The sequence below is a fragment of the Planococcus sp. TJ-307 genome (assembly GCF_058268435.1).
In genome coordinates this window covers 279,662-302,159 of the sequence record NZ_JBZDOJ010000001.1, presented here as the reverse complement: position 1 = coordinate 302,159, position 22,498 = coordinate 279,662, and the positions used below count along the sequence as shown (strand labels likewise).

The 22,498-nt window shown below is 42.7% G+C and carries 19 protein-coding genes; 13 read left to right on the top strand and 6 right to left on the bottom strand.

The genetic code is table 11. The features are described from left to right. Nucleotides 1-87: 87 nt before the first annotated feature. Together AC4EHK_RS01440 and zwf are read right to left on the bottom strand one after the other, a co-directional pair. Complete coding sequence (locus tag AC4EHK_RS01440) at nucleotides 88-651, bottom strand: NADPH-dependent FMN reductase (protein ID WP_490977020.1); 564 nt, start codon at nucleotides 649-651, stop codon at nucleotides 88-90. A gap of 154 nt (nucleotides 652-805) precedes the next feature. Next, nucleotides 806-2,251 (bottom strand): glucose-6-phosphate dehydrogenase, encoded by a 1,446-nt coding sequence (gene zwf / locus AC4EHK_RS01435; protein ID WP_490977907.1) that lies wholly within the window; start codon nucleotides 2,249-2,251, stop codon nucleotides 806-808. A 407-nt stretch (nucleotides 2,252-2,658) separates the two neighbouring features. Between zwf and hxlA the strand changes: the two genes are divergently transcribed. From hxlA to AC4EHK_RS01395, 8 genes are all read left to right on the top strand, one after another. After that, nucleotides 2,659-3,300, top strand: a complete 642-nt coding sequence (gene hxlA, locus AC4EHK_RS01430; RefSeq protein WP_490977019.1) for a 3-hexulose-6-phosphate synthase — start codon at nucleotides 2,659-2,661, stop codon at nucleotides 3,298-3,300. Nucleotide 3,301: 1 nt separating this feature from the next. Further along, nucleotides 3,302-3,856, top strand: coding sequence for a 6-phospho-3-hexuloisomerase (gene hxlB / locus AC4EHK_RS01425; RefSeq protein ID WP_490977018.1), 555 nt, complete (start codon nucleotides 3,302-3,304; stop codon nucleotides 3,854-3,856). A gap of 167 nt (nucleotides 3,857-4,023) precedes the next feature. Beyond that, nucleotides 4,024-4,644, top strand: a complete 621-nt coding sequence (locus AC4EHK_RS01420; protein ID WP_490977017.1) for a cyclase family protein — start codon at nucleotides 4,024-4,026, stop codon at nucleotides 4,642-4,644. 32 nt (nucleotides 4,645-4,676) lie between these two features. Further along, the gene (locus AC4EHK_RS01415; protein ID WP_490977016.1) at nucleotides 4,677-5,516 is read left to right on the top strand and encodes a Cof-type HAD-IIB family hydrolase; all 840 of its coding nucleotides are present in this window, start codon (nucleotides 4,677-4,679) and stop codon (nucleotides 5,514-5,516) included. Then, nucleotides 5,509-5,871, top strand: a complete 363-nt coding sequence (locus AC4EHK_RS01410) for a winged helix-turn-helix transcriptional regulator (protein ID WP_490977015.1) — start codon at nucleotides 5,509-5,511, stop codon at nucleotides 5,869-5,871. The genes AC4EHK_RS01415 and AC4EHK_RS01410 overlap by 8 nt, the downstream gene beginning before the upstream one ends. A gap of 129 nt (nucleotides 5,872-6,000) precedes the next feature. Beyond that, complete coding sequence (locus AC4EHK_RS01405) at nucleotides 6,001-7,080, top strand: AI-2E family transporter (protein ID WP_490977014.1); 1,080 nt, start codon at nucleotides 6,001-6,003, stop codon at nucleotides 7,078-7,080. A 99-nt stretch (nucleotides 7,081-7,179) separates the two neighbouring features. Continuing rightward, nucleotides 7,180-8,025 carry an SDR family oxidoreductase gene (locus AC4EHK_RS01400; RefSeq protein ID WP_490977013.1) on the top strand — a complete coding sequence of 282 codons (846 nt, stop codon included), beginning with the start codon at nucleotides 7,180-7,182 and terminating at the stop codon, nucleotides 8,023-8,025. A 259-nt stretch (nucleotides 8,026-8,284) separates the two neighbouring features. Beyond that, nucleotides 8,285-9,178: an SDR family oxidoreductase gene (locus AC4EHK_RS01395; RefSeq protein WP_490977012.1), complete on the top strand. Its 894-nt coding sequence runs from the start codon at nucleotides 8,285-8,287 to the stop codon at nucleotides 9,176-9,178. A gap of 99 nt (nucleotides 9,179-9,277) precedes the next feature. On the opposite strand, the gene AC4EHK_RS01390 is transcribed toward AC4EHK_RS01395, so the two are convergent. From AC4EHK_RS01390 to AC4EHK_RS01375, 4 genes are all read right to left on the bottom strand, one after another. Next, complete coding sequence (locus AC4EHK_RS01390; protein WP_490977011.1) at nucleotides 9,278-9,847, bottom strand: copper resistance CopC family protein; 570 nt, start codon at nucleotides 9,845-9,847, stop codon at nucleotides 9,278-9,280. 36 nt (nucleotides 9,848-9,883) lie between these two features. Beyond that, nucleotides 9,884-10,135, bottom strand: coding sequence for an anti-sigma factor (locus AC4EHK_RS01385; RefSeq protein ID WP_490977010.1), 252 nt, complete (start codon nucleotides 10,133-10,135; stop codon nucleotides 9,884-9,886). Between the two features lie 110 nt (nucleotides 10,136-10,245). After that, complete coding sequence (locus AC4EHK_RS01380) at nucleotides 10,246-11,607, bottom strand: copper amine oxidase (RefSeq protein ID WP_490977009.1); 1,362 nt, start codon at nucleotides 11,605-11,607, stop codon at nucleotides 10,246-10,248. A gap of 407 nt (nucleotides 11,608-12,014) precedes the next feature. Further along, nucleotides 12,015-12,377 carry a YciI family protein gene (locus AC4EHK_RS01375; RefSeq protein WP_490977008.1) on the bottom strand — a complete coding sequence of 121 codons (363 nt, stop codon included), beginning with the start codon at nucleotides 12,375-12,377 and terminating at the stop codon, nucleotides 12,015-12,017. Between the two features lie 385 nt (nucleotides 12,378-12,762). Between AC4EHK_RS01375 and AC4EHK_RS01370 the strand changes: the two genes are divergently transcribed. The 5 genes from AC4EHK_RS01370 (at nucleotide 12,763) to AC4EHK_RS01350 (ending at nucleotide 22,498) form a co-directional block, all read left to right on the top strand. Further along, nucleotides 12,763-14,385 carry a sensor domain-containing diguanylate cyclase gene (locus AC4EHK_RS01370; protein WP_490977007.1) on the top strand — a complete coding sequence of 541 codons (1,623 nt, stop codon included), beginning with the start codon at nucleotides 12,763-12,765 and terminating at the stop codon, nucleotides 14,383-14,385. A 575-nt stretch (nucleotides 14,386-14,960) separates the two neighbouring features. Further along, nucleotides 14,961-15,761, top strand: a complete 801-nt coding sequence (gene ytvA, locus AC4EHK_RS01365; protein WP_490977006.1) for a YtvA family blue-light photoreceptor — start codon at nucleotides 14,961-14,963, stop codon at nucleotides 15,759-15,761. A 139-nt stretch (nucleotides 15,762-15,900) separates the two neighbouring features. Then, nucleotides 15,901-16,950 (top strand): hypothetical protein, encoded by a 1,050-nt coding sequence (locus AC4EHK_RS01360; protein WP_490977005.1) that lies wholly within the window; start codon nucleotides 15,901-15,903, stop codon nucleotides 16,948-16,950. Between the two features lie 442 nt (nucleotides 16,951-17,392). Beyond that, nucleotides 17,393-19,822: an EAL domain-containing protein gene (locus AC4EHK_RS01355; protein ID WP_490977004.1), complete on the top strand. Its 2,430-nt coding sequence runs from the start codon at nucleotides 17,393-17,395 to the stop codon at nucleotides 19,820-19,822. A 633-nt stretch (nucleotides 19,823-20,455) separates the two neighbouring features. After that, nucleotides 20,456-22,498, top strand: a complete 2,043-nt coding sequence (locus AC4EHK_RS01350; RefSeq protein ID WP_490977003.1) for an EAL domain-containing protein — start codon at nucleotides 20,456-20,458, stop codon at nucleotides 22,496-22,498.

The following is a 22,498-nucleotide window of genomic DNA, read 5'->3' as shown; positions in this document are numbered from 1 at the left end:
AGAAAATGTCAACTGTTTTCAAGCCGAAAAGGAGCAGTCCGTAAAACGGGCTGCTCCTAACCATTATCTATCGTATAGGTTGTTATCTTATTTATTTCGAAGTGGTTCAAACGCGTTGGTCCAGGCATTAACCTGATCCAGCAAGGTTGTAACTGCACCTTCATGAACTTCCGCTGGTTTGAAAACACTCATGTTTTCAAAATCAGTGAACAGAGACATGGCCGGATGGCTTCTGACAGAAGCTACTTGCAACTCCGCTAAGATGACACGCAACGATTCAGCTGCACGAACGCCGCCTGCAGAACCATAGCTGACAATCCCTGCTGCCTTGTTGTTCCACTCTACATATAAATAATCGATGGCATTTTTTAATGCAGATGTTACGCCATGATTGTACTCTGGACAGATAAAGACATACCCATCAAGTTCGGCAATTTTTTGAGACCATGGAATCGCTTCAGGAGTTTGATAATCCTGGCTATATGCCGCTGAAACTGGCTCTGCATACATCGGCAAATTGAAATCCGCTAAATCCACGATTTCGTATTCGGCATCTCCACGCTTGTCTGCAATGCTTTTAACCCATTCTGCAACTTGTACACTGTTGCGCCCCGGACGTGTGCTTCCTGTAATAATACCAATCTTTGTCATGAATAAATTCCTCCTCAAATTGTGATCCTTCTTCAGCTGTGAACTTTCACTCATTGATGCCCTTTTATCATAAGACAAATAACTCTCAGTTTCAAACTAAATGTCCGAATATTCTTTTTTAGTACGAATCACATGGAAACTTCCGAGCATCTTTTTACCACCATTTATACTGATCTTTCATTAGTAATTCGTCGGCTTCTTCCGGACCTTTTGAACCTGCAGCATAAAAATTCAGCGGCACTAAATCTTCTTGAAAAGCTTCCAATACCGGTTGAATCCATTCCCATGACAGTTCGACTTCTTTCCAGTTGGCAAAAAAGGTGGAATTGCCGCGGAGTGCGTCATAGAGCAGCAGCTCGTAAGCTTCCGGCTGATCTTCTGAGTTTGTGGACAAGTTGGTCCAGACCGGCTTGAACTGGTTGCTGGCAGCATCTTTCAAGTTTACTCGAAGCGAAATGCTTTCATTGGGGCTGATCTCCACCATCACCAAATTGGGAGCCGCTCCTTTTAGCATTTCTGAATCCATCGCCCGGTTTTCAAACTCAATGACAATCTGTGTCGATTTTTCGTTCATTCGCTTGCCGGTGCGGATATAAAAGGGAATACCTCTCCATGAGGGATGGTCAATCGCGATGCGTGCCGCAACATACGTATCATTTTTCGACAGATCGGCAACTCCCTCTTCTTCCCGGTATCCAGCAACCGCAGACCCTTGGATTTCTCCAGGCTCGTACTGTCCACGGATAATGTCCAGATGAGCCTGTTCTTTCACAATCGGTTGAAGCGACTCAATAATTTCAGTCTTGTTAACCCGGCTTGTGCTGACCATCAGATTATCCGGCAAATGAACGGCGGTCATCATCACCAGCTGCAACAGGTGATTTTGCACCATATCACGAATGGCACCGGCTTTGTCATAGTAGCCTGCGCGATCTTCTATTCCGACCGTCTCGCTCGCTGTAATTTGGACATTGGAAATTTGGTGATGGTTCAGCAGCGACCCCAATACCGGATTCGCCATCACCAAGGTTTTCAGGTTTTGAACCATCGGCTTGCCTAGGTAATGGTCAATTCTGTAAATCTCTTCTTCCTCAAACACTTTCCCCAAATTATGATTGAGTTGTCTTGCCGTCTCCAGATCCCGTCCAAACGGTTTTTCAACGATGAGGCGGTTCCATCCGTTGCTTTGTGAGACACCGGCCGCATCCAGGTTGGAAGCAATCAAATCGATTAACCCAGGAGCCACTGACAAGTAAAACAGGCGATTTTGCGGAATGCCCAGATCGCTTTCTCTCATTTTGATAAGTTCATGCAGCTGGTGATACGCCTCTGTTTCGGTTGCATCGAATATGCAATACCGGAACTTGTCTAGAAACTTTTGCAACGTCGCTGTTTGAACGGCTCTTCTGGAATAGGTATGGAGTGACTGTTCTATTTTTTCTTGAAATACACCATCTGTATAATCTCTTCTGCCCAATCCCACGATTGAAATTGTTTCCGGCAACTTTTCATCAAGATACAAATTATAAAGCGCAGGAAACAGTTTTCGCTGTGCCAAATCTCCGGTCGCGCCGAATAACACAAATGTCATGTCTTGCATAACCCATTCTTTTTGCAATTCATCCGATTCATCTATATGATAAAATTCTTCTGTTAAACTCTCGATCTTCATATGTTAAATCCTCCCACTCTATTATCTCCAGCTTTTAAATACATCTGATCATCACAACAGTTTCTAGTATAGTGGCTTGTTCCCTCTAATGTAAGTACGTAGTTTCAAAACACATAGTCACAAATACTATACTGGGGAGCTTACTCAATGAGAAATATAAAGAACTTTATTGCCTTATTAAATTGGACGGCCTTTTGTCGCACGCGCAAAACCTTGATATGACTGATGGTATACTTTTTGTCAGTATGTGATTTCAAAGTGCGTACTTCACACAAATAACAGTAGGCCTTATACTGAGTGTGAGTCAAAATACGAATACGAGGAGATCCACATACATGAAATTACAATTAGCATTAGACTTAGTAGACATTCCGCAAGCAATCGAATTGGTTAAAGAAGTAGAAGCGTTTATCGATATCGTTGAAATCGGTACCCCAGTCATCAACAAAGAAGGCTTAAAAGCCGTCTCTGAAATGAAAGCAGCATTTCCGAACTTGGAAGTTTTAGCTGACGTGAAAATCATGGACGCTGCAGCTTATGAAGTATCGAATGCTTCTGCAGCAGGTGCAGATATTATCACAATCCTTGCACAAGCAGAAGATTCTTCTATCAAAGGTGCTGTTGAAGAAGCTAAAAAACAAGGCAAAAAAATCCTTGTAGACATGATCGCAGTAAAAGACATCAAAACACGCGCTGCAGAACTTGATCTTCTTGGAGCAGATTACATCTGTGTACACACGGGCTATGACCTGCAAGCAGAAGGCAAAGACTCTTTCGAAGATCTTCGCACAATTAAAAGCGTCGTGAAAAACGCACGCACAGCTGTAGCTGGCGGCATCAAATTGGAAACATTGCCAGAAGTGATCAAGGCACAACCAGACTTGATCATTGTCGGCGGCGGCATCACAAGCAAAGACGACAAAGGCGCAGAAGCTGAGAAAATCCAGAAGCTAATCAAAGAAAGCGTAACTGTCTAACATGAACACCACAGGCTTTACAGAAGAAATTCTGGCCGAACTAAAGCAAACACTGTCGCTCATTGATGACACAGAAGCTGAAAAGCTGGTCAACGGCATCCTCCAGGCCAAGAAAATATTCGTGGCTGGCGGTGGCCGCTCCGGTTTTATGGCAAAATCTTTTGTCATGCGTATGATGCATGTAGGCTTGGATTCCTATGTTGTCGGCGAAACGGTGACTCCGAATTTAGAAGCTGATGATATTTTTATCGTCGGTTCCGGTTCCGGCGAAACCAAAAGCCTGGCAGCAATGACAGAAAAAGCCCAGTCTATCGGTGCAACAGTCGTGGCGATTACCACAAACCCGGAGTCTACAATCGGCAGTCTGGCAGACATCCACATCACCATTCCTGCTCAAGCAAAAGCAGACGGCGCCAGCGGCAAGTCCATTCAACCAATGGGCTCGCTGTTCGAGCAGTCGCTTCTCCTTTTCTATGATGCGGTGATCTTGAGATTCATGGATAAAAAAGGTCTGAACTCCAACACGATGTACGGCCGGCACGCAAACTTAGAGTAAAAACAAAAGAGCCTGAACCTGAATTTATTCAGGCTCAGGCTCCTTTTTATTGTCCTAAGAACCCAAAATCCCGAACAATCCAAGCACTTTCACTGGACAGAGACACAAAAAGCATGCCAAGCTAAATATACTGCGAAAAAATTACATACAATGGAAGGGTTGATCAAATGAAAATGTACGATATCACAGGTGAAATCTTTGAGGGAATGGCTGTATACAAAGACAAACCGGAAAAACAGCCAAAAATTAACCAACTGACAAACGGCTATGTGACAGAAACACGGTTGGAAATGGATGTCCATACGGGTACGCACATCGATGCCCCGCTTCATATGAAAGTGGACGGCGAAACCTTTGAATCGATTTCATTGGACAAGCTTGTCGGAAAATGCAAAGTGTTGGATTTAACAGCATCTGAGAACGGCATTTCAAAAGCGGAGCTGGAAAAGTTTGAGCTTGAAAAGGATGACTTTGTTCTATTTAAAACAAAAAATTCATTTGATGATCATTTTAACTTCGACTTTATTTTTCTTGCAGAAGACGGTGCAGCCTACTTGTCCGAGATCGGCGTTCGTGGAGTTGGCATTGATGCGCTCGGAATCGAACGAAGCCAAGAAGGTCATCCGACGCACAAGACCTTGTTCGAACATGACATCATCATCATTGAAGGCTTGCGCCTGAAAGAAGTCGAGCAAGGCGAATACTTTATGGTCGCAGCACCGCTTAAATTAGTCGGTACCGACGCGTCACCTGCCAGAGTGATGCTGTTTGAAGGATTGAACGTTTAAAACGTTGAAAAGAAATTCCAAGGAGAGAACCCATGTATAAAATGATTGCAATTGATCTAGACGGAACACTTTTCACAGACGAACTGACCATTTCTCCCGGAACTGTGGCCGCGATTCAAAAAGCGATCGAACTGGGGACTGTAGTCACGATTGCGACAGGAAGAATGTTTTCTTCTGCGAAACTTGTGGCAGAACAGTTGGGGATCGATGCCCCGCTCATTACGTACCAAGGCGCCATGATCAAGGCCATAGGCGAAGGAGAGGCTTTGTATGAGCAGGCCGTCTCCCCTGACATTGCCAAAAAATTAATTCACATTGCCCGTGAAAAAGAGATTCACTTGCAAGTGTATCAAGACGACATTCTCTACGGAGTAGCGGAAACGGAGAAGCTAATAGCTTATGCCGAAGCTGTTCAAGTGCCGTATGCTATAGAACCGGACTTGATCAGGCTTGCGGAAAAAGGGTTTACCAAATTGCTCTTTATCGACGAACCCGATGTCTTGGATATCCTTCAAAAAGAATTGCGGGCACTATTCGGTGAGTCTGCCTATATCGAAAAATCGAAAAAGAATTACTTGGAAGTGACGCATCCGGAAGCCAACAAAGGAACGGCCCTTTTATTCCTGGCAAACCACCTTGGCATCGCCCAATCAGAAATTATCGGGATTGGCGACAATCACAACGATCTTGAATTGGTCAAAGCAGCCGGGTTTGGCATTGCGATGGGCAATGCCGTACCGGAAGTCAAAGAGATTGCCGATTACACCTCGCTGACAAACAATGACGAAGGTGTACGCCATGCAATCGATAGGTTTATTTTAGAGCCCCAGAAAATTGCCGCAGTGAAGAGAGGAAGCGAAAATCATGCCTAACTTGGGAGAAAAAAGCTTTAATTGCGAAAAAGAACTGACCCTTTCCATCATCGGCGGAAAGTGGAAAATGCTGATTCTCTGGCATTTAGGCAAAGAAGGAACAAAACGGTTTGGCGAATTGAAAAACCTGATGCCGGGCATTACCCAGCGCATGCTGGTCACCCAATTGCGTGAACTGGAAGAGCACTTAATCGTGCACCGCGAAATTTATCCGGTTGTGCCGCCGAAAGTGGAATACTCTCTAACTGATCAGGGGCGCAGCTTGATTCCCATCCTCGACTCCATGTACGAATGGGGCAAAGATTACATGGAGCAAAATTTAGATACGACGATAGAAGCCAATAAAAATGCTTAAACAAAGCGGATTGCAACATCATGCAGTCCGCTTTGTTTTATGATCTCATGTTATACAGGTTGAAGGGGGTAAGCTGAGGGTAGGTAAGATAAAAGCAGGTATCCTATACATATAGAAAGGAGTGTTCAAATGACACAAAAAGTCTGGTTTCAAACAGCTGTCGCCATTATTTTCACACTGGTTATCATTCGTTTATTTATCGAAGTGCAAGGTGTCTTCTCTCCACTTTTTGTAGTGGCAGAAACCATTTTCCTGCCTTTGCTAATCGGCGGAGTACTCTTTTATTTGACGAGGCCCATTCTTCATTTTCTGCAAAACAAGAAAGTTCCCAAATGGGCGGCAATCTTACTGATTTTCGCATTGATGGGCTTTCTTCTATGGTTATTTTATATTTTGCTGGCTCCCATTGTTTCCGAGCAAGTAAATTCACTTGCGGACAATGCGCCGGAAATTATCGAAAGCGCAGAGGAGTATGGACAATACCTGTTGAACCAACGCGAACATTTGCCGGACTCGGTGCGGGAACAAGTAAATGGGATGACCGGACAATTTACTGACTGGGCTGGAAATATCAGTTCTTGGCTCTTGACGTTCCTAATGGGACTGTTTTCAGGTGTGCTTGCGCTCATCCTGGTTCCTTTTTTCTTGGTTTATATATTAATTGACCACCGGAAATTTGCACCATTTGTCGCTCAGTTTTTCTCTGGAGAACGAAAAACCTGGATTCGCAAAACGTTGCACGATATAGATGAGACCTTGAAATCTTATATTGTGGGACAATTATTTGTCAGTTTGACCGTCGGCGCTATGCTGCTAGTCGGCTACCTGATCATTGGACTTGAATATGCATTCTTGTTGGCTCTTATTGGGGTCATGACCAACGTCATCCCTTTTCTCGGACCTTATATCGCCGTTATTCCAGCGATGATTATTGCACTGGTTCAAGATCCGATTATGGCCGTTTATGTAGCCATCATCATGCTGGTGGCACAGCAAATTGAGGGGAACCTCATTACGCCGAATATTATGGGCAACGCACTGAATGTACATCCACTTACCGTCATCACTTTAATACTGGCCGCCGGGAACATTGCCGGCATTTGGGGCATCATACTGGCCGTTCCTTTTTACGCCGTCATCAAAACTATTGTTTCCAATTTCTATGCCAAACGAAAAGACATCGAGGAAAAAGCGACAGAAAAAGTGTAGTACAAGAAGCTCTTTTGTACACGAAAGTAGATATTGATTGGGCAATCGTCCATACCCATTGCACTTAGAAAGCAACTTTGACAGAAAGTGGTGACGCTAATGACTGTTCTCGTGACCGGCTTTACCGGCAATTCAGGCTATGAAGTTGCACAAATTTTAAAGAGCAAAAGTATGTCCTTCAAGTGTGCAGTGCGCAACGTAGAAAAAGCCGTACAACAATATGGCGAAGAGTATGAGTTTGCCGCTTTGGATTTTGCAGATCCAGACACCTTTGAGAGGGCGTTGCAAGGCGTCAGCCAACTGTTTCTAATGTATCCGCCAGGGGCAAACCTGCAATTTGCGGAGTTCCTGGAGCAAGCCAAACAGATGGGCGTTCAACACATTACTTATTTGTCGGTAAAGGACGTCAAGTTTTTGCCGTTCATCCACCATTATAAAAACGAAAAGCTGATTAGAAAATTAGGTGTTCCGTACACCTTTGTCCGTGCCGGCTATTTCATGCAAAACCTGAACGACTTTTTACTCGAGGAAATCAAAGAAAATCGTCGTATTTTTGTTCCGGCCGGGAAGGGCCAAACAAGCTTTGTCGACGTCCGTGATTTGGCAGAAGTGGTTTCTTTATCTTTCCAAGATCCACAGCTTCATAAAAACAAAGCTTATACAATCACGGGCGCTGAAGCGTTAAATTTTTCACAAGTAGCTGAAAAGATGACCCATGTTCTTGGCAAACCCATTTCCTACACAAATCCATCGGCGAAAGATTTCAAGGAATATATGATAAGCCGTGGAAAAGATAAAGGATTCATCAATGTCGTCGTCGGCATCCACTTCCCTACCAAGTTGGGTTTGGCAAAAGGCATAACTTCTGATTATCAAAAACTAACGGGCAAGCAGCCGCGAAAAATCGAGGCATATATTTACGATTACCGGGAGTATTGGGAATGATGGTGACAGAGTGTTTTATGATGAACGGTTGTCACAGGCTCACCTGATCGCTTTAGTATTTATCTGGCTGGCTCTTGTCACTTTCACCTATTCTTCAATTAGCGATACGAGAACAACAGGAAACTCATAGTATGAATGGTTAAAAAGCCGAACTTTTTTTATCATAGAACGCTTACATTTTATTTTGTATGTTTCAGCTTGGTTTTTAGTGGTAGATAAACTAGGTAACCAACTATTGCCAATATGAGGAGCGATTTAAATGTCGAATATCCCAAACCCTAGAACACAATACACAACAGATAACTTTCCGAAACAATACCAAGAGCCGCCTGGCCTTCAAAAAGATATGAGCCCACTTCCAGATTGCGGCGAAACAAGCTATACCGGATCAGGAAAATTAGCAGGACGCAAAGCGCTGGTAACCGGCGGCGACTCCGGAATCGGTCGTGCAGCTGCTATTGCTTATGCACGAGAAGGCGCAGACGTCGCCATCAACTACTTACCGGTTGAACAGCCCGATGCAGAAGAAGTTAAAAAACTGATCGAAGCTGAAGGGCGAAAAGCTATTTTGATTCCAGGAGATTTGAGCAGTGAATCTTTCTGCAAAGAATTGGTTGAAAAGGCGCATTCGGAACTCGGCGGCTTGGATATTCTTGCATTAGTTGCCGGCAAGCAGCAGGCCGTTGAAGATATTTTAGAATTGCCTACCGAGCAGCTTGAAAAAACATTCCAAGTTAATGTTTATTCATTGTACTGGACGGTCAAAGCAGCACTTCCGCACCTTCCTGCAGGAGCTTCTATTATTACAACCAGCTCTGTTGAAGGTTTTGACCCGAGCCCGATGCTTGTCGATTATGCAGCAACAAAATTTGCGATTATCGGATTCACCAAAGCGATGTCTAAGCAATTGGCAGACAAAGGCATCCGTGTAAATTCAGTTGCGCCAGGACCAATCTGGACTGCTCTGCAAATTTCCGGCGGACAGCCACAGGAAAATATTCCAGAATTCGGAAAAGGCACACCTGAAACTCCACTGGGACGTGCAGGACAGCCTGTTGAATTGTCATCTGTCTATGTGTTCTTAGCGTCAACCGAATCCAGCTACGTAACTGGACAAATTTACAGCATAACTGGCGGAATGCCGACAGCTTAATCATAATTCAACATTCTACAAAAAAAGCTTGCAGCAACCGATTTTCGGTACTGCAAGCTTTTTATGATGTTAAAATCGTACGTATGAATTGGCCACTCTTTATTTCTTCTTCAACAACCGATAAGCAATAAATGCAATGGCCAGCAAGGCAACCACAAGGAAAACCGTAATTAACGAATTCCCCTCATCTTCTGTCGTTTCGGCAACGTTTTCTTCTGCCGCTGGTGTTGCTATTTCAACTATCGGCTCTTCTTCTGTTGCCGATTCTTCTGGTGCTGCTTCGGACTCCGCCTCTTCTGCTGCAGGTTCTTCCGCTGCAGCTTCAACGTTCAATTCAAATGCTACTTCACCTTCGATCGGGTGGCCATCTGCCCCAATGATTTTCCATTGAATGGTGTAAGCTGCATTTGGAAGCTCTTCTGCAAGGGTTCCAGTCATAACCCCATCTGAAATTGCGATGTCGCCAAATTCATACGCTTCGTCTGCGTTTGCCAACGTCATCGTACTTCCCTGTTCGATGACTGTCCCAAACGTCAGAACCACTTCTTCCAAGGGTTCGACTATCACTGCTCCTTCCGCAGGTGACGATGAAGACAGCGTAGTGTGTGCCTGCCCCATTAACGGCATCGAAAAAATTGCTATTATAAGTAAGCTGATGATTTTTTTCATCTTGTGGTCCTCCATTCTTTTGACTTTACTCGTTTATTATAAGCTATAGCCAGGTGATGAAGTGCTTGAATCGGTCCCTTCTTCAAATACCATGGCCAAAATCCTCGCCTTCATGCCGCTAGAAAATAGTTGTTTATTCGCGAATTCAGAAAGCTCATTCATCAACTCCATAAGCTCCAAACACTCCCAGCAACTTGCTAAGTGCTTATCAATTTCTTCCTTCCACTGCTTTTCAACTGGCAGAGATCCGTTGATGTAATCTACCACAAGGTCGCATTCCATCTCCACAATTGAATCCCTCCTTTGTATTCCTAACCAATTCGCCGGCTATAAGGCGCTATTTAAGCAAACAAAAAGCTAGCCGATTAAGGCTAGCTTTTCATTAGCGTCCACAAATCTTACTGTTTGCGTGTGCGAACAGCTACTACAGTCGTAAGAGCTGCAAGCATTAAGCCAGCCAGTACCCACATGAATGGGAACGATCCTGTATCTGCTGTGCCGCCCATACCTGTTGCAGGCATTTCAGATGGCATTTCTGTTGCACCGAATTCTTCTGGGAATTGGTCAACGATTGCCGCTGATAATCCAGCTGCAGGCATTGTCATATGTGCATAAGCTTCACGGATCGAGCTGTATGCTGTTTCATAATCACCAGCTACGTACGAATCAAATGCTACTAGCAATTGGTCTACGTGTGCTGTCAATCCTTCTTCTAATGCATCCGCAGGAACGCGTCCTTCTGTTGCTGCGTCAAGCAATGCTGCTTGTTCCACGATGTAGCTATCCAAATCAGCTTTTGCTTGGTCCTGTGCTTCTGTATTTTCTTCACCAGTTGCCACGACATAATCAACAAAGTAGCCGATGTGAGAGTTCCAGATTTCAGAGAATTGTGCGCCAGCTTCTTCGCCGTAGACAGATCCAACTGCTGCAGACAAGTCATCCGCATTGGCTAAAAGTGCAGCCGATGCCTGGTCAAAGCTTTCTGCGCCGTCAGCACCGTCTTGCATCGCCATTGCGGCAAGTCCAGCGTGTTCAGTAAAGATCGCATTCAATGATGCGCGCAAATCTACTGCTGGTGTATCCGGGTTCGTGTTTTCGAACTTCTCTGGGAATTGCGTAGTGATCGCAATAGACAAGCTTTCAGCGAACATGCTCATGTGGTGAATCGATTCGCGTTCGTCTGTGTAAGCTTTTTCAAAGTCGCCTGCTACATACGCATCAAAAGCTGAAATCAGCTGATCCACGTGCACATCCAGTCCTTCTTGAACCGCTGCTGCTGGCAGAAGTCCTTCTGTTGCTGTATCGAAGAATGCCGATTGTTCAACTTTGTATTCTTCTAAAGCAGCTAACGCCTGGTCTTTCGCTTCTTGGTTGTCTTCACCAGTTGCCACGACATAATCCACGAAATAGCCGATATGAGAATTCCAAACTTCAAGGAATGCTGCTCCGCCTTCTTCACCGTAGACCGAAGTCACGGCTGCTGCCAAGTCATCGGAGTTCGCTAGAAGAGCTGCAGAAGCTTGATCAAAATCTTCCGCTCCATCTGCGCCTTTGCGCATGGTTTCAACCGCTAAAAATGCGTGTTCCGTTAATACCGTATCAAGGGCAATGCGTAATTCCGCTGCCGGTGTCGCCGTGCTTGACTCCATCGCCGTTTCGCTTGCTGGAGTTGAATGGCCATGGCTGTCTGCCAATGCCGCCGTTGGTACCAATAAGGCTAATGATAGTGGAAGTGCTAAAAGACATTTGTTTAATTTCATAAAAAATCGCTCCCTTTTTCTTTTTTTTTTGGTTATACAGGGATAACGCACAAAGAAATGATTTAGATCACTTTTTTTAAAATTTAATTTTATTAGTTGAACTGACAATCTTTATGTATTGATAATTAGCAGACGCTTTCCTATGAAACAACTGATTCAGCACCAACTAGAACAACTGCAGCTGCATAAAGTACGCAGACATCTTTTTCGTCCCATATTTAATTCTCAACACACTACACTCGTATATAGGTAATAGGCGTGAATGGCTATTCTCTTTGAAAATGAGATTCTTCAATAGAACATAATCAAATTTAACTTTGCTCATGTCTAATAGGTAAGAACAACAAAAAACAGCTCAGGTAGTTTGAAATACATACCTGGGCTGCTTTTCTTTTTGTTGCGTAAATTCAGTCTGCTCCTTCAAAAACTTGGCGCAGTTCAATCTGGCCTTCTCCATTCCCCATAGGGTCCGGCATGCGCATTGCCCAGCTGACAGCTTCTTCCTGTGACTTAACATCAATCAAAATAAATCCAGCGACTAACTCTTTCGATTCTGAAAATGGGCCGTGGGAAACTGAAGGCTCTTTTCCTGGATCCAAAAATGCGAGGCGCATTCCATTTGAACTTGGATAAAGTCCTTTTGCCATAACCCTGACCCCTGCCTCAACCAATTCTTCGTTGTACTTCGACATTGCTTCCATAAGCTCGGAACTCGGAAGTTTTCCAGCTTCTGAACTGGCAGAAGCTTTGACAATCAGCATAAATAGCATAGAAACTCCCCCCTTTAATTGTTTAGCAACTAACGGAAGTATTCGAGAAGAACATAACAATTCCTTTTTATTTTCCAGTCTTATCCGATGTTAACTTTTTTATAAAATTTAATTATTTCAAAGTAAGCAACCGTCGACGCTCTTTCTTCAGCTGCTAGCGTTTTGTGTAATAGTGCTTCATTAGTTATTTTGAACTATTTAAAGTCTGAGGGACGGTGTATATAATTCTCTCTAGCGCGTGTTTAAAATAAGTATATATATCTACTTTCATTTTATAAACAAATTTAAGGGTGGAAGCTTAAGTGAGACCTATTCTGTCTTGGCTGATTTGTTGAGTGCCTGTTATTGCAGAATTTGAATTTTTAAGAATTATGGAGGAAAAACAATGCGCTTTTCACTAAGTCTGCGGACACAATTATCGATCATTTTTGCCAGCACAACTATTTTACTAATTTTTATTTTCGGCCTTGTTTATGGGGACCGCTCAATCAAACAAGTAGAAGTTGAAATTGGCAATTCACTCAGTGAATCTGCCTACTTAATGGAGAACAACTTGGATCAATACATGTGGTCCAGATACGGTGAAACCATCTTGCTCAGCGGTTTGCCGGACATTCGGCAACCTGACAATCCGGAAGAGATTGCTTCACTGCTCGACCAAACACAAGAAGCTTTCCCATCATTTTCTTGGATTGGTCTGACAGATCCGGATGGCACAGTCATTGCTTCTACGGACTCCATTTTGACAGGAGTCGATGTTTCTGAACGTCCAGTTTATACAGAAGCCTTGGAAGGAACCTTCATTGGCGATGTTCACGAAGCTGTCTTGCTCGCCGACCTTTTGCCTAACCCGACTGGAGAAGAAATGAAATTTGTGGATATCAGCACACCCATTTACAACGACAATGACGAATTCACCGGCGTCCTAGCTACGCACTTAAGCTGGGAATGGATAAAAGAAGTTGAGGCCTCTATGCTCGATTCCATTAACAATCGAGATAGCATTGAATTTCTAATTGTCAGCGAAATAGATGATGTCGTTATTCTGGGTCCCGATGATCTTATTGGCAAGCCGTTGGATCTGGAGAGCATTGATTTGGCCCGCACCGGCCAGAACGGATCGATTATTGAGACGTGGCCAAATGAAGAAGAGTACGTGACCGGTTATATGACGGAAAACGGCTATATGGATTATCCAGGTTTAGGGTGGACGATTTTAGTCCGGCAACCCGTAGATGTGGCATATGCATCCACCAAAGAACTCATAACATTCTTTCTTGTAGCTGGATTAATCTTTGTTGTATTGTTTGCGGTTCTCGGCTGGTTTCTTGCCGGAAGACTAGCTTCTCCACTAAAAAAAATCGCATCGGCAGCTGACCGGCTCAGATTGGGGGAGCAAGTTCAAATCCCGTATTACAAAGGAACTTCGGAACTGGAAACCTTATCTCTTTCGCTAAGAAAACTCGTTTCAGACCTTACCCACACGGAAACGGCTTTAGTGGAAATGAAGGAAGTTGCCAACCGGGATGAACTCACAGGATTGGCTAACCGCTATGCCCTGGATTATTATTTGCGTGAGTTTATTCAAAAACACCAAACAGCGATTGTTTTATACATTGACTTGGATGGATTTAAACTGATTAACGATACATTGGGCCACAATGCTGGTGACGAACTTCTCGTTCAAGTCGCTCAAAGGCTCAAAACCATTGTCAGAGAAGAAGAAATGATTTCCAGGGTAGGCGGCGATGAATTTATTGTCATTTTGCCGGCCGGCAAAGAAGACCTCGCCAAAAGGGGAGAAAGTGTGGGAGAAAGAATCATTTCATCCATCAACAAGCCCTATTCACTCGATGGCCAAAAGGCTTCTGTCAGCTGCAGCATTGGAGCTGCCTTCTGGGAAGCTTCCACTCCGATCAATATCGAAGAGACAATCAGAACAGCAGATGAGGCATTGTACGCTGCTAAACGAGAAGGAAAAAACCGAATCCATATTTATAGCAGCTGATTGTGCATCATGTGATACGCACCACCCTGAAAAATTAATTTAGGGTCCTAAAATTTTAAATCTTTGATGATTTTTATTATTTTAAAATAATATATATGTTTTTTAATTAGTTTTTTAAAAATAATTTTATTTCAAGTCTCTCCTTCAAAAAGGAGAGACTTTTATTTTTTTTGCAATCCAGACAAGCATTATATTTTAAAATTTTAATGCCAAGTATTCCAAAAGGTCTACTTTATTTTTTAGCCTCAATAAATTCTAACTACATATATTAGAATATCTTTTAACCAAGGAAAGCTGACTCGAAAATGTTCACCTATTTTACGCAAAAACCCAAAATTTTTAACAATGAGTTTAAATATTCGTGATTTGCGCTATATATGTATGGTAAAGACTGCTCACTTATCTACTCATAAGCTTATACAAATAAAAAACGCTAGTCTTTTATGTTTGTTTGCTCGAGAAAAAAGAAGTATTTTCTCCTATCTTAACAGCGTAGTTTCTGCTCACACACACTTTTTTATGCGCACCATCTGCTTTAGATTTCCAATTACCCACTAGAGACTGGAGAAAAATTAATGAAACATTTACGCACCGATGTACAAAACGCCATTTTGGAAGCCATGCTAAACGGCAGCCAAGTCGCCACAGTAGTGACAGACCCTCAACAGGCAGACAACCCGATTATCTACACAAATCAAACCTTCGAACAGTTGACCGGCTACGCGTCCGAAGAAATCATCGGGCGGAACTGCCGGTTTTTGCAGGGTCCAGAAACGGATCCCCAAGCCATTGTCCAAATAAAAGAAAGTGTTTCAAGCCGGATCAAAAACACTGTGACCATCCGAAACTACCGGAAAGACGGCAGCATGTTCTGGAACCGCTTGAGTATTGAACCAGTTGTGGTGGACGATCATTTGTATTACATAGGCACCCAAACCGATGTGACAAACGAAGTACGCCAAAAATTTCTGCTGGATGAAAAGGAAGAAGAAATCAACCAGCTGCTCTTGCCAATCATTCCAATCCACCCAGACTTAGGGGCTGTTGCTCTTGTGGGAAAAATGGACAACCAGCGCTTTGGGGTTTTGATTTTAAAGTTAAGTGAGTTTATTCAACAAACGGGGACACATCATCTCATCATCGACACAACCGGAACAATCTGGGAGGTCAATTTTCTGTACGATAAACTGTTGGAAGTTCAGGACGTGCTGCGCTTGATGGGAAGCAAACTTTATATCACAGGAATAAATTCCCAGACAGCTATCGACATCGTCACCCAAAGAACACACGATCAATCCCTCCTGACCTTCTCAACAATTCAGCAAGTGATTGAACAATTAAATCTTAGTTCTTACCTTGCCGCAAAAGAAAAATAGGGCTTTCAAAGTATAGAAATAAAATAAAAAAATATAAAAGGTTTCAAAAAAAATTATTGTGGCAATAATATTAGGCATAAGGAGGACAAAACAAACAGAGCAACAACAAAATAACTTATGAGAACATGGAGATGACAAGATGAACACACGAAGAAATTTTAAATCATACTTTGCCCCTGAAACAGATGACGCTGGACGAAACATTTCATGGAGTTCAATCATTGCAGGTGTCGTTACATTTATCGCATTTTTAATTATGTTTAGTTTGATCGGCACCGCAATCGGGCTGGGGGTAACAGACGCCACTTCAAATGACCCATTTGCTGGCGTAGGAACAGGATTAGCTATCTGGGGAATCCTATCATTGCTTATCTCATTGCTGGCAGCTGGAGCTGTTGCCGGTATTACAGCAGCTAGAGCCGGCTTGATTCACGGTTTTCTAACGTGGGCTACAAGCGTTATTGTTCTGTTTGTTTTGTTAACCTTTACAACGATCAACACATTCCAAACTGTCGGATCTATTTTTGGCAGTGTCGGCAGTGCTGTTGGCCAAGGCGCCGGTTCTGTTGCCTCTACAACAGGTGACGCCATCCAAGCAACATTTGATAATGTCACCGAAAACTTTTCTGGAGTCGATACAGGAGAACTGGAAGGCAATGTTGAGGAAATCCTGGTTGATACAGAAATTCCTGAATTGCAGCCAGGCTATTTAGATACACAACTGGAAGAAAGCAGAAACGAAGTATTGGATGCAGGGAAAGAGTTAGCTGTGAACCCTGAAAACTCGGATGCTATTCTTCAAGACTTGTCGGACTCTTTAACAGCCAAGGCAGAAGAAATTCAAGGTTCTGTTGATGAAGAAGCTATTTCTGAGGCAGTTGCCACTAATACGGAGTTGAGCGAAGCTGAAGCTGAAGAAGCGACCGCCAACATCGTTGATGGATTAAACCAAGCAACTACACAGGCAAGCGAACAAGTTGAAAATGCTCAAGCAGCACTGGAAGATGCTTCACAGGAACTGGAACAAACTATCGCCGAGCTTCGCCAGTCAACGGAAGAAGTGACGCAAACCGCATCTACCGTTTCAATTTGGGGCTTTGTTGCTCTGCTGTTGACAATGGTTGTAACTTCAATAGCCGGCATTTTCGGATCCAGCTTTGTACGCAAACAACGCGTTGTGAATAAGTAATTCTCAATTTCTCAGTAACCACCCTTTGGAGAACCTACTCTCCGAAGGGTTTTTTCTGGAAAAAATTCGCTTTGCATCAACAACTTTAAAATGATAAAAATTTTGAAGTTTGATGTACTATTTTGCTTTCATTTCTTAAGAAATATGGTATGCTGAAAAATAGGCACAATTACTAGAACGAACGTTCTTTATGACCACTCTAGTGAATCAATCGATCCAATAATTGATCTGTTCAGACTAATTTCTTTGCTGCATTTCTCCAAAAACTATTTCAATTTGCTTTTTTGCAACTGTTTAACCTGGTATAAGAAACCTACACACCCCTTGTTCAAGAAAATAAGTCCGGTAAAGCGCTGTTTATAAATTACATTATTTTCCTTTAATATATTTATATTTTACTGTATGAATCGCAGACGTAAGTACAAAACCATAAGAAAGTGTCGTGAACGAAATTACAAGTATAGTAGGATCATACAATCTGCCTTTAGTCATTCTTTCAGTCCTGGTAGCCATTTTTTCAGCATCGGTTGCACTGGATATCAGCAGCCGCATTAAATACTCAAAGCGAGTCGCACCCATTCGATGGATTGCAGCAGGCGCACTTGTTCTCGGGTTGGGAATATGGACCATGCATTTTATCGGCATGCTTGCTTTCAACTTGCCGATTGATGTGACCTATCGCTTCAGCCTAGTCACGCTCTCTGTTATTCCTGCAGTCATTTCCTGTGGAATCGCTTTTTATATCATCAGCCGGCCTACTGTTAGCCGCGCTAATTTATTATTCGGCGCTTTTTTTATAAGTGCAGGCATAATTTCAATGCATTTTCTTGGCATGGAAGCAATGCGTATGGAAGCGGCTCTTTCATACGATCCCGTTTTGTGGACAGCATCAGCTGCCATTGCTTTTGCAGCTTCTTATATTGGCTTGTACCTTTTATTTTATTTGCCAAACGTACCGCGCTTTCACTGGAGAAAAGTAGCAAGTGCCATATTGATAGGGCTAGCTGTCTCTGGAATGCACTACACAGGCATGTCTGCAGCCCATTTTTCCCCTTCCCAGCATACGATGGAACATGCCGGCCAATTTTCAATGAATACCACCTTGATGGCTTGGGGAATAGGAGCTGGTATGCTCGTGCTGCTTGTTCTGGCGGTTACCAGCATATGGACTGACAAAAAATTAGAAGACCAATCCGCAGAATCCGAACTGAAGTTTCAGTCTGTCGTGGAATCGGCAAAAGATGCCATTATCGTTGCCGACTTCACAGGTGCCATTATTCATTGGAACGAGGGCGCCGAACTTATTTTTGGCTATACCAAACAAGAAATTCTCGGCTCGAATATTGACACAATTATTCCAAATCGTTTTAAAGATGCTCACCACAGTGGCATGGAAAAATACCGGGAGACCAAAATTCCACACGTTATCGGCAACACTGTCGAACTCACGGGAACCAGAAAAGATGGCAGTGAATTTCAACTGGAGATGTCTTTGGGAACGTGGGAATCTGAAAAAGGCATATTTTTCAGCAGCATCATAAGGGACATCACAGAACGCAAAATCTCTGAAGAAAAAATAAACGACTTGGTCTATTTGGATCCATTGACTGGCCTGCCGAACCGGCGGCTGTTTAATGACCGCATCGATTCATTGCTGAAACAAGGCGATCAAAATGGACTTACCTTTTCTCTTTTTTATATGGACTTGGATAATTTTAAGATGATTAACGATCGTTTTGGACATACGATTGGCGATTTGTTTTTGAAAAATGTAACCGAACGCTTGCAGCAGTATACAACAGACAAGGATACACTTTCCCGACTAGGTGGCGACGAGTTCGTGATGGTATTGCCGGGCACAGAGTACAGCAAGGCCGCAGACCGCGCCCAGGAAATGATTGCGGCATTGAACAAACCATTTCAATTCGAAAGCGAAGAAATATTCACCAGTTTATCTATCGGGATCAGCCTCTTTCCCTCGGATGGAAGCGACTCTGAGACCTTAATTAAAAATGCGGATATTGCGATGTATCGAGCGAAAGAAGAAGGGAAAAACGGCTTTCAATTTTTCACAGACGACATGAACCAAATTACATCGAGAAAGTCTAAATTAGCTACAGGATTGCGCAGAGGAATTGAAAAAGGGGAATTTTTTGTTCACTACCAGCCCCAAATCAGTTTGGAAACGGAAAAAATCATTGGTGTGGAAGCACTGTTGCGCTGGAATCATCCAGTAATGGGCAATATCTCCCCTGCTGAATTTATCCCTATCGCTGAAGAAACCGGAAGCATCACGAAGATTGGCGAATTTGTTTTAGCCGAAGCTTGCCGCCAAAACAAAGCGTGGCAAGATGCCGGCCTTTCTCCGTTCCGAGTAGCCGTTAACATTTCCGCCCGCCAATTTGCACAACAAGACTTGACTGAAATCGTCAGCAATATCTTAAAAGTCTCTGGCTTGCCTCCGCAATATCTAGAGCTCGAGCTGACGGAAACCATCATTCAAAATGCACAGAGTGCAATTGATACGATGCACGAATTATCTTCACTGGGCGTCCATCTATCAATCGATGACTTTGGAACAGGCTATTCTTCATTGAGTTACTTAAAACTGTTTCCCATTGATACATTAAAGATCGACCAGCATTTTACCCGCAACATCGAAAAGGATTTTAAAGATGCTGCTTTAGTTAAAACCATTATCCGGATGGCGCATGATTTAAACTTGAATGTGATTGCTGAAGGCGTGGAAACAAAAGAACAACTGGACTTTCTCAAAACGCAGCAATGCAACCAAGCACAAGGGTACTATTTTAACCGCCCCCTTCCTCCAACAGAGATTGAACAAATTTACTACACACTCAAAACCGGGTAAACATTTCTCAGCCGATTAAAATTTTTTATTGATGTATTTGCTTGCTCAAACAGGCGTGTAAGTATTTCCATAACAATTCGTTGCAGATGGCGGACACTTCAAACGTGTCCGTTTTTTATATACTAAAAATTAGGGACTGTATACTGACAGCCGAATGCTATAGATTTTCTAAAAAAGGAATCTCAATCAATGAATATTTTTCTACTGCAACAAGAAACACTCGGCGCTCTATACGCCAAAAGTCAGCTTCATGACATACTGCATTTTCAATTAAAATTTAATATAATTTCTAAAAAAGAATGCCTTTGGAGAATCGAACATAAGACAAAAACAGTAATTATGAACTATAAAAGTTTTTAAAAAAACCATCTAATGGCTCAGTTATTTAACTGAATATTATTTTTTAAATAATTTTATCGTTTATTCACGAATTAAAAGAATAACTATTGTTAATAAGACACAAAGTTCATTCCATCTATATACCCAAAAATAATCTAAATTGCTCATTTTAAAATTAGTCTAAAAGTTATAATTGTGGGTAAACATAAGTTTAGTTCGAAATAATTACGAAAATTCATATGCAGTTTTTAAACTTATTGATGCTTCATGTTAATAGTTGAGGGGGAAACCGCAATGCATAACGAACAAATACAAGAGTGGATGAATGCAAATGATGAATTTCTGATAGTAATTGATGAAACAGGCACTATTGTCCACGTAAACCGGGCATGGGTCGACTTTTGTATAGAACATTCGGTAAGGGAATCCCTCCGAACAACAGGTACTGATTATTTTATGCAATTAATCGAGCGAAAAAGACTCAATGAAGTTAGCGCTATCCAAGATGTCATCAAAGGCGGAAAAACTGAGCACAAACAAATATACCCATTCCTATTACAAAACGGAAAAAAACAATGGCTTTCCGTTAAAGTTCGAAAGATCAAGCTCGTTTCCTCCGACTCGTATGGAGCTTTGATCAGCCATAAACCGATTAGCCTCCACGATATTGAACCGATTACTGCAGAACATGTTCTGGAAAGCATGACAGATGGATTTGCATTAATGAATGATAAATTCCAACTCAATTACATCAATGAAATCGCCGAGCAACTATTCAGTGTGAAACGTGAAGACGTCATTGGCCTTGGATTATTCGATTTTTTTCCTGAAGCTGAAGGCTCTTCTTTTCATCAGGCATACGAACGGGCGATGAATGAACAAGTGGTTATCGAATTCGAAGATTATTATCATCCGCTCGGCACCTGGTACCAAATCAAAGTCTGTCCCCTTAAAAAAGGTGGGATTGCATTGTATTTTAAGGATGTCAGCGAGCAAAAGAAAATCGAAAAACAATTATCGGTATCTGTGTATTATGACCATTTGACTGATTTGCCGAACCGCCTATTTTTAATGGAAAAAACACGTTCATTAATGGAGAAAAAAAAGAACTTTACTATTTTTTATCTGAATATCGATAACTTGAAACTGATCAATACGATATACAGTCATGAAACCGGTGACATGGCATTAAAACAGGTTGCCGAAAGACTAAGGAGCATCATCAGTGACCGATGTGAGATTTTCCGACTAAACGGGGATGAATTCACTATCGTTTATGAGGGCGGAAACCCAGAAGTTTTTGCTGAAAAAATTACTGATTTGTTCGAGCAGCCTTTTGCTATTGAACATGGACAACCCCTTTTTATTAGTGCCAGTGTTGGCATTTCTTGTTATCCGGACGATGCGTCTTTGTTTAGTGACCTCGTAGCTCACGCAGAAACAGCAATGTACGAAGCCAAGAAAACCCGTGGGCCTTCGTATAAGTTTTTTCGCCCCGCCATGCATATCCGGCGGAGCAGAAGATCTGCTATTGAAGAGTGCCTATCTGGAGATTTGAATGGCATCGGAATCTATTACGCCCTTCAACCTCAAATAAATGGCAATTCAAGTGAAATGGCCGGAATTGAAATGTTGGCTCGCTGGAATCATTCAGAACTGGGAGCCATTTCGCCACTGGAATTTATTGAAGTTGCGGAAGCAACCGGGGTGATCGCTCCTTTGACTCTTCACCTGATTGAACATGTATTTATTCAAATGAATGATTGGCAGCAGCGGTTTGGCTGGAGTCCGCGCACAGCAATCAATATGACACCGTCGCTTCTGGCAAACCCAGCATTTTTTGATGATTTTTTCGGACTCATCGAACAATACGAGATTCGCCCTCAACTGGTCGAAGTTGAAATTACCGAACAAGCAGAACTGACCTATTCCGACCGCACTCTGCAGCATTTACTGTTATGTAAATCCAAAGGGATCTCCATCGCGATTGATGATTTTGGTACTGGGTTTTCCATGATTTCGTATTTGACCCATTTCCCGATAAATAAAATAAAAATAGATCGGTCGTTCATCCAAAAAATAGGGAATGATCGGAAGTCAGAGGCTGTACTCAAGTCACTCATTCATTTAGCAAAAAGTATTGAGTGCGATCTTGTCGCAGAAGGAGTGGAACGACCGAAAGAAGTTGAATTTCTTCTCGCCAACGGCTGTGCTGTTTTCCAAGGCTATTTGTATGACAAACCAATGAATCCGGCTGATTTTGAAGCCAAGTACCTTCAACTGGCTGCTAATGTTTCAGCAAGTACAAAAACGTTACCCAATCCACCTAATAATTGA

Excerpts from the sequence above, each read along its gene's own strand:
- AC4EHK_RS01440 (WP_490977020.1), bottom strand. The coding sequence starts at position 651 with ATGACAAAGATTGGTATTATTACAGGAAGCACACGTCCGGGGCGCAAC.
- zwf (WP_490977907.1), bottom strand. The coding sequence starts at position 2,251 with ATGCAAGACATGACATTTGTGTTATTCGGCGCGACCGGAGATTTGGCA.
- hxlA (WP_490977019.1), top strand. The coding sequence starts at position 2,659 with ATGAAATTACAATTAGCATTAGACTTAGTAGACATTCCGCAAGCAATC.
- hxlB (WP_490977018.1), top strand. The coding sequence starts at position 3,302 with ATGAACACCACAGGCTTTACAGAAGAAATTCTGGCCGAACTAAAGCAA.
- AC4EHK_RS01420 (WP_490977017.1), top strand. The coding sequence starts at position 4,024 with ATGAAAATGTACGATATCACAGGTGAAATCTTTGAGGGAATGGCTGTA.
- AC4EHK_RS01415 (WP_490977016.1), top strand. The coding sequence starts at position 4,677 with ATGTATAAAATGATTGCAATTGATCTAGACGGAACACTTTTCACAGAC.
- AC4EHK_RS01410 (WP_490977015.1), top strand. The coding sequence starts at position 5,509 with ATGCCTAACTTGGGAGAAAAAAGCTTTAATTGCGAAAAAGAACTGACC.
- AC4EHK_RS01405 (WP_490977014.1), top strand. The coding sequence starts at position 6,001 with ATGACACAAAAAGTCTGGTTTCAAACAGCTGTCGCCATTATTTTCACA.
- AC4EHK_RS01400 (WP_490977013.1), top strand. The coding sequence starts at position 7,180 with ATGACTGTTCTCGTGACCGGCTTTACCGGCAATTCAGGCTATGAAGTT.
- AC4EHK_RS01395 (WP_490977012.1), top strand. The coding sequence starts at position 8,285 with ATGTCGAATATCCCAAACCCTAGAACACAATACACAACAGATAACTTT.
- AC4EHK_RS01390 (WP_490977011.1), bottom strand. The coding sequence starts at position 9,847 with ATGAAAAAAATCATCAGCTTACTTATAATAGCAATTTTTTCGATGCCG.
- AC4EHK_RS01380 (WP_490977009.1), bottom strand. The coding sequence starts at position 11,607 with ATGAAATTAAACAAATGTCTTTTAGCACTTCCACTATCATTAGCCTTA.
- AC4EHK_RS01375 (WP_490977008.1), bottom strand. The coding sequence starts at position 12,377 with ATGCTATTTATGCTGATTGTCAAAGCTTCTGCCAGTTCAGAAGCTGGA.
- AC4EHK_RS01370 (WP_490977007.1), top strand. The coding sequence starts at position 12,763 with ATGCGCTTTTCACTAAGTCTGCGGACACAATTATCGATCATTTTTGCC.
- ytvA (WP_490977006.1), top strand. The coding sequence starts at position 14,961 with ATGAAACATTTACGCACCGATGTACAAAACGCCATTTTGGAAGCCATG.
- AC4EHK_RS01360 (WP_490977005.1), top strand. The coding sequence starts at position 15,901 with ATGAACACACGAAGAAATTTTAAATCATACTTTGCCCCTGAAACAGAT.
- AC4EHK_RS01350 (WP_490977003.1), top strand. The coding sequence starts at position 20,456 with ATGCATAACGAACAAATACAAGAGTGGATGAATGCAAATGATGAATTT.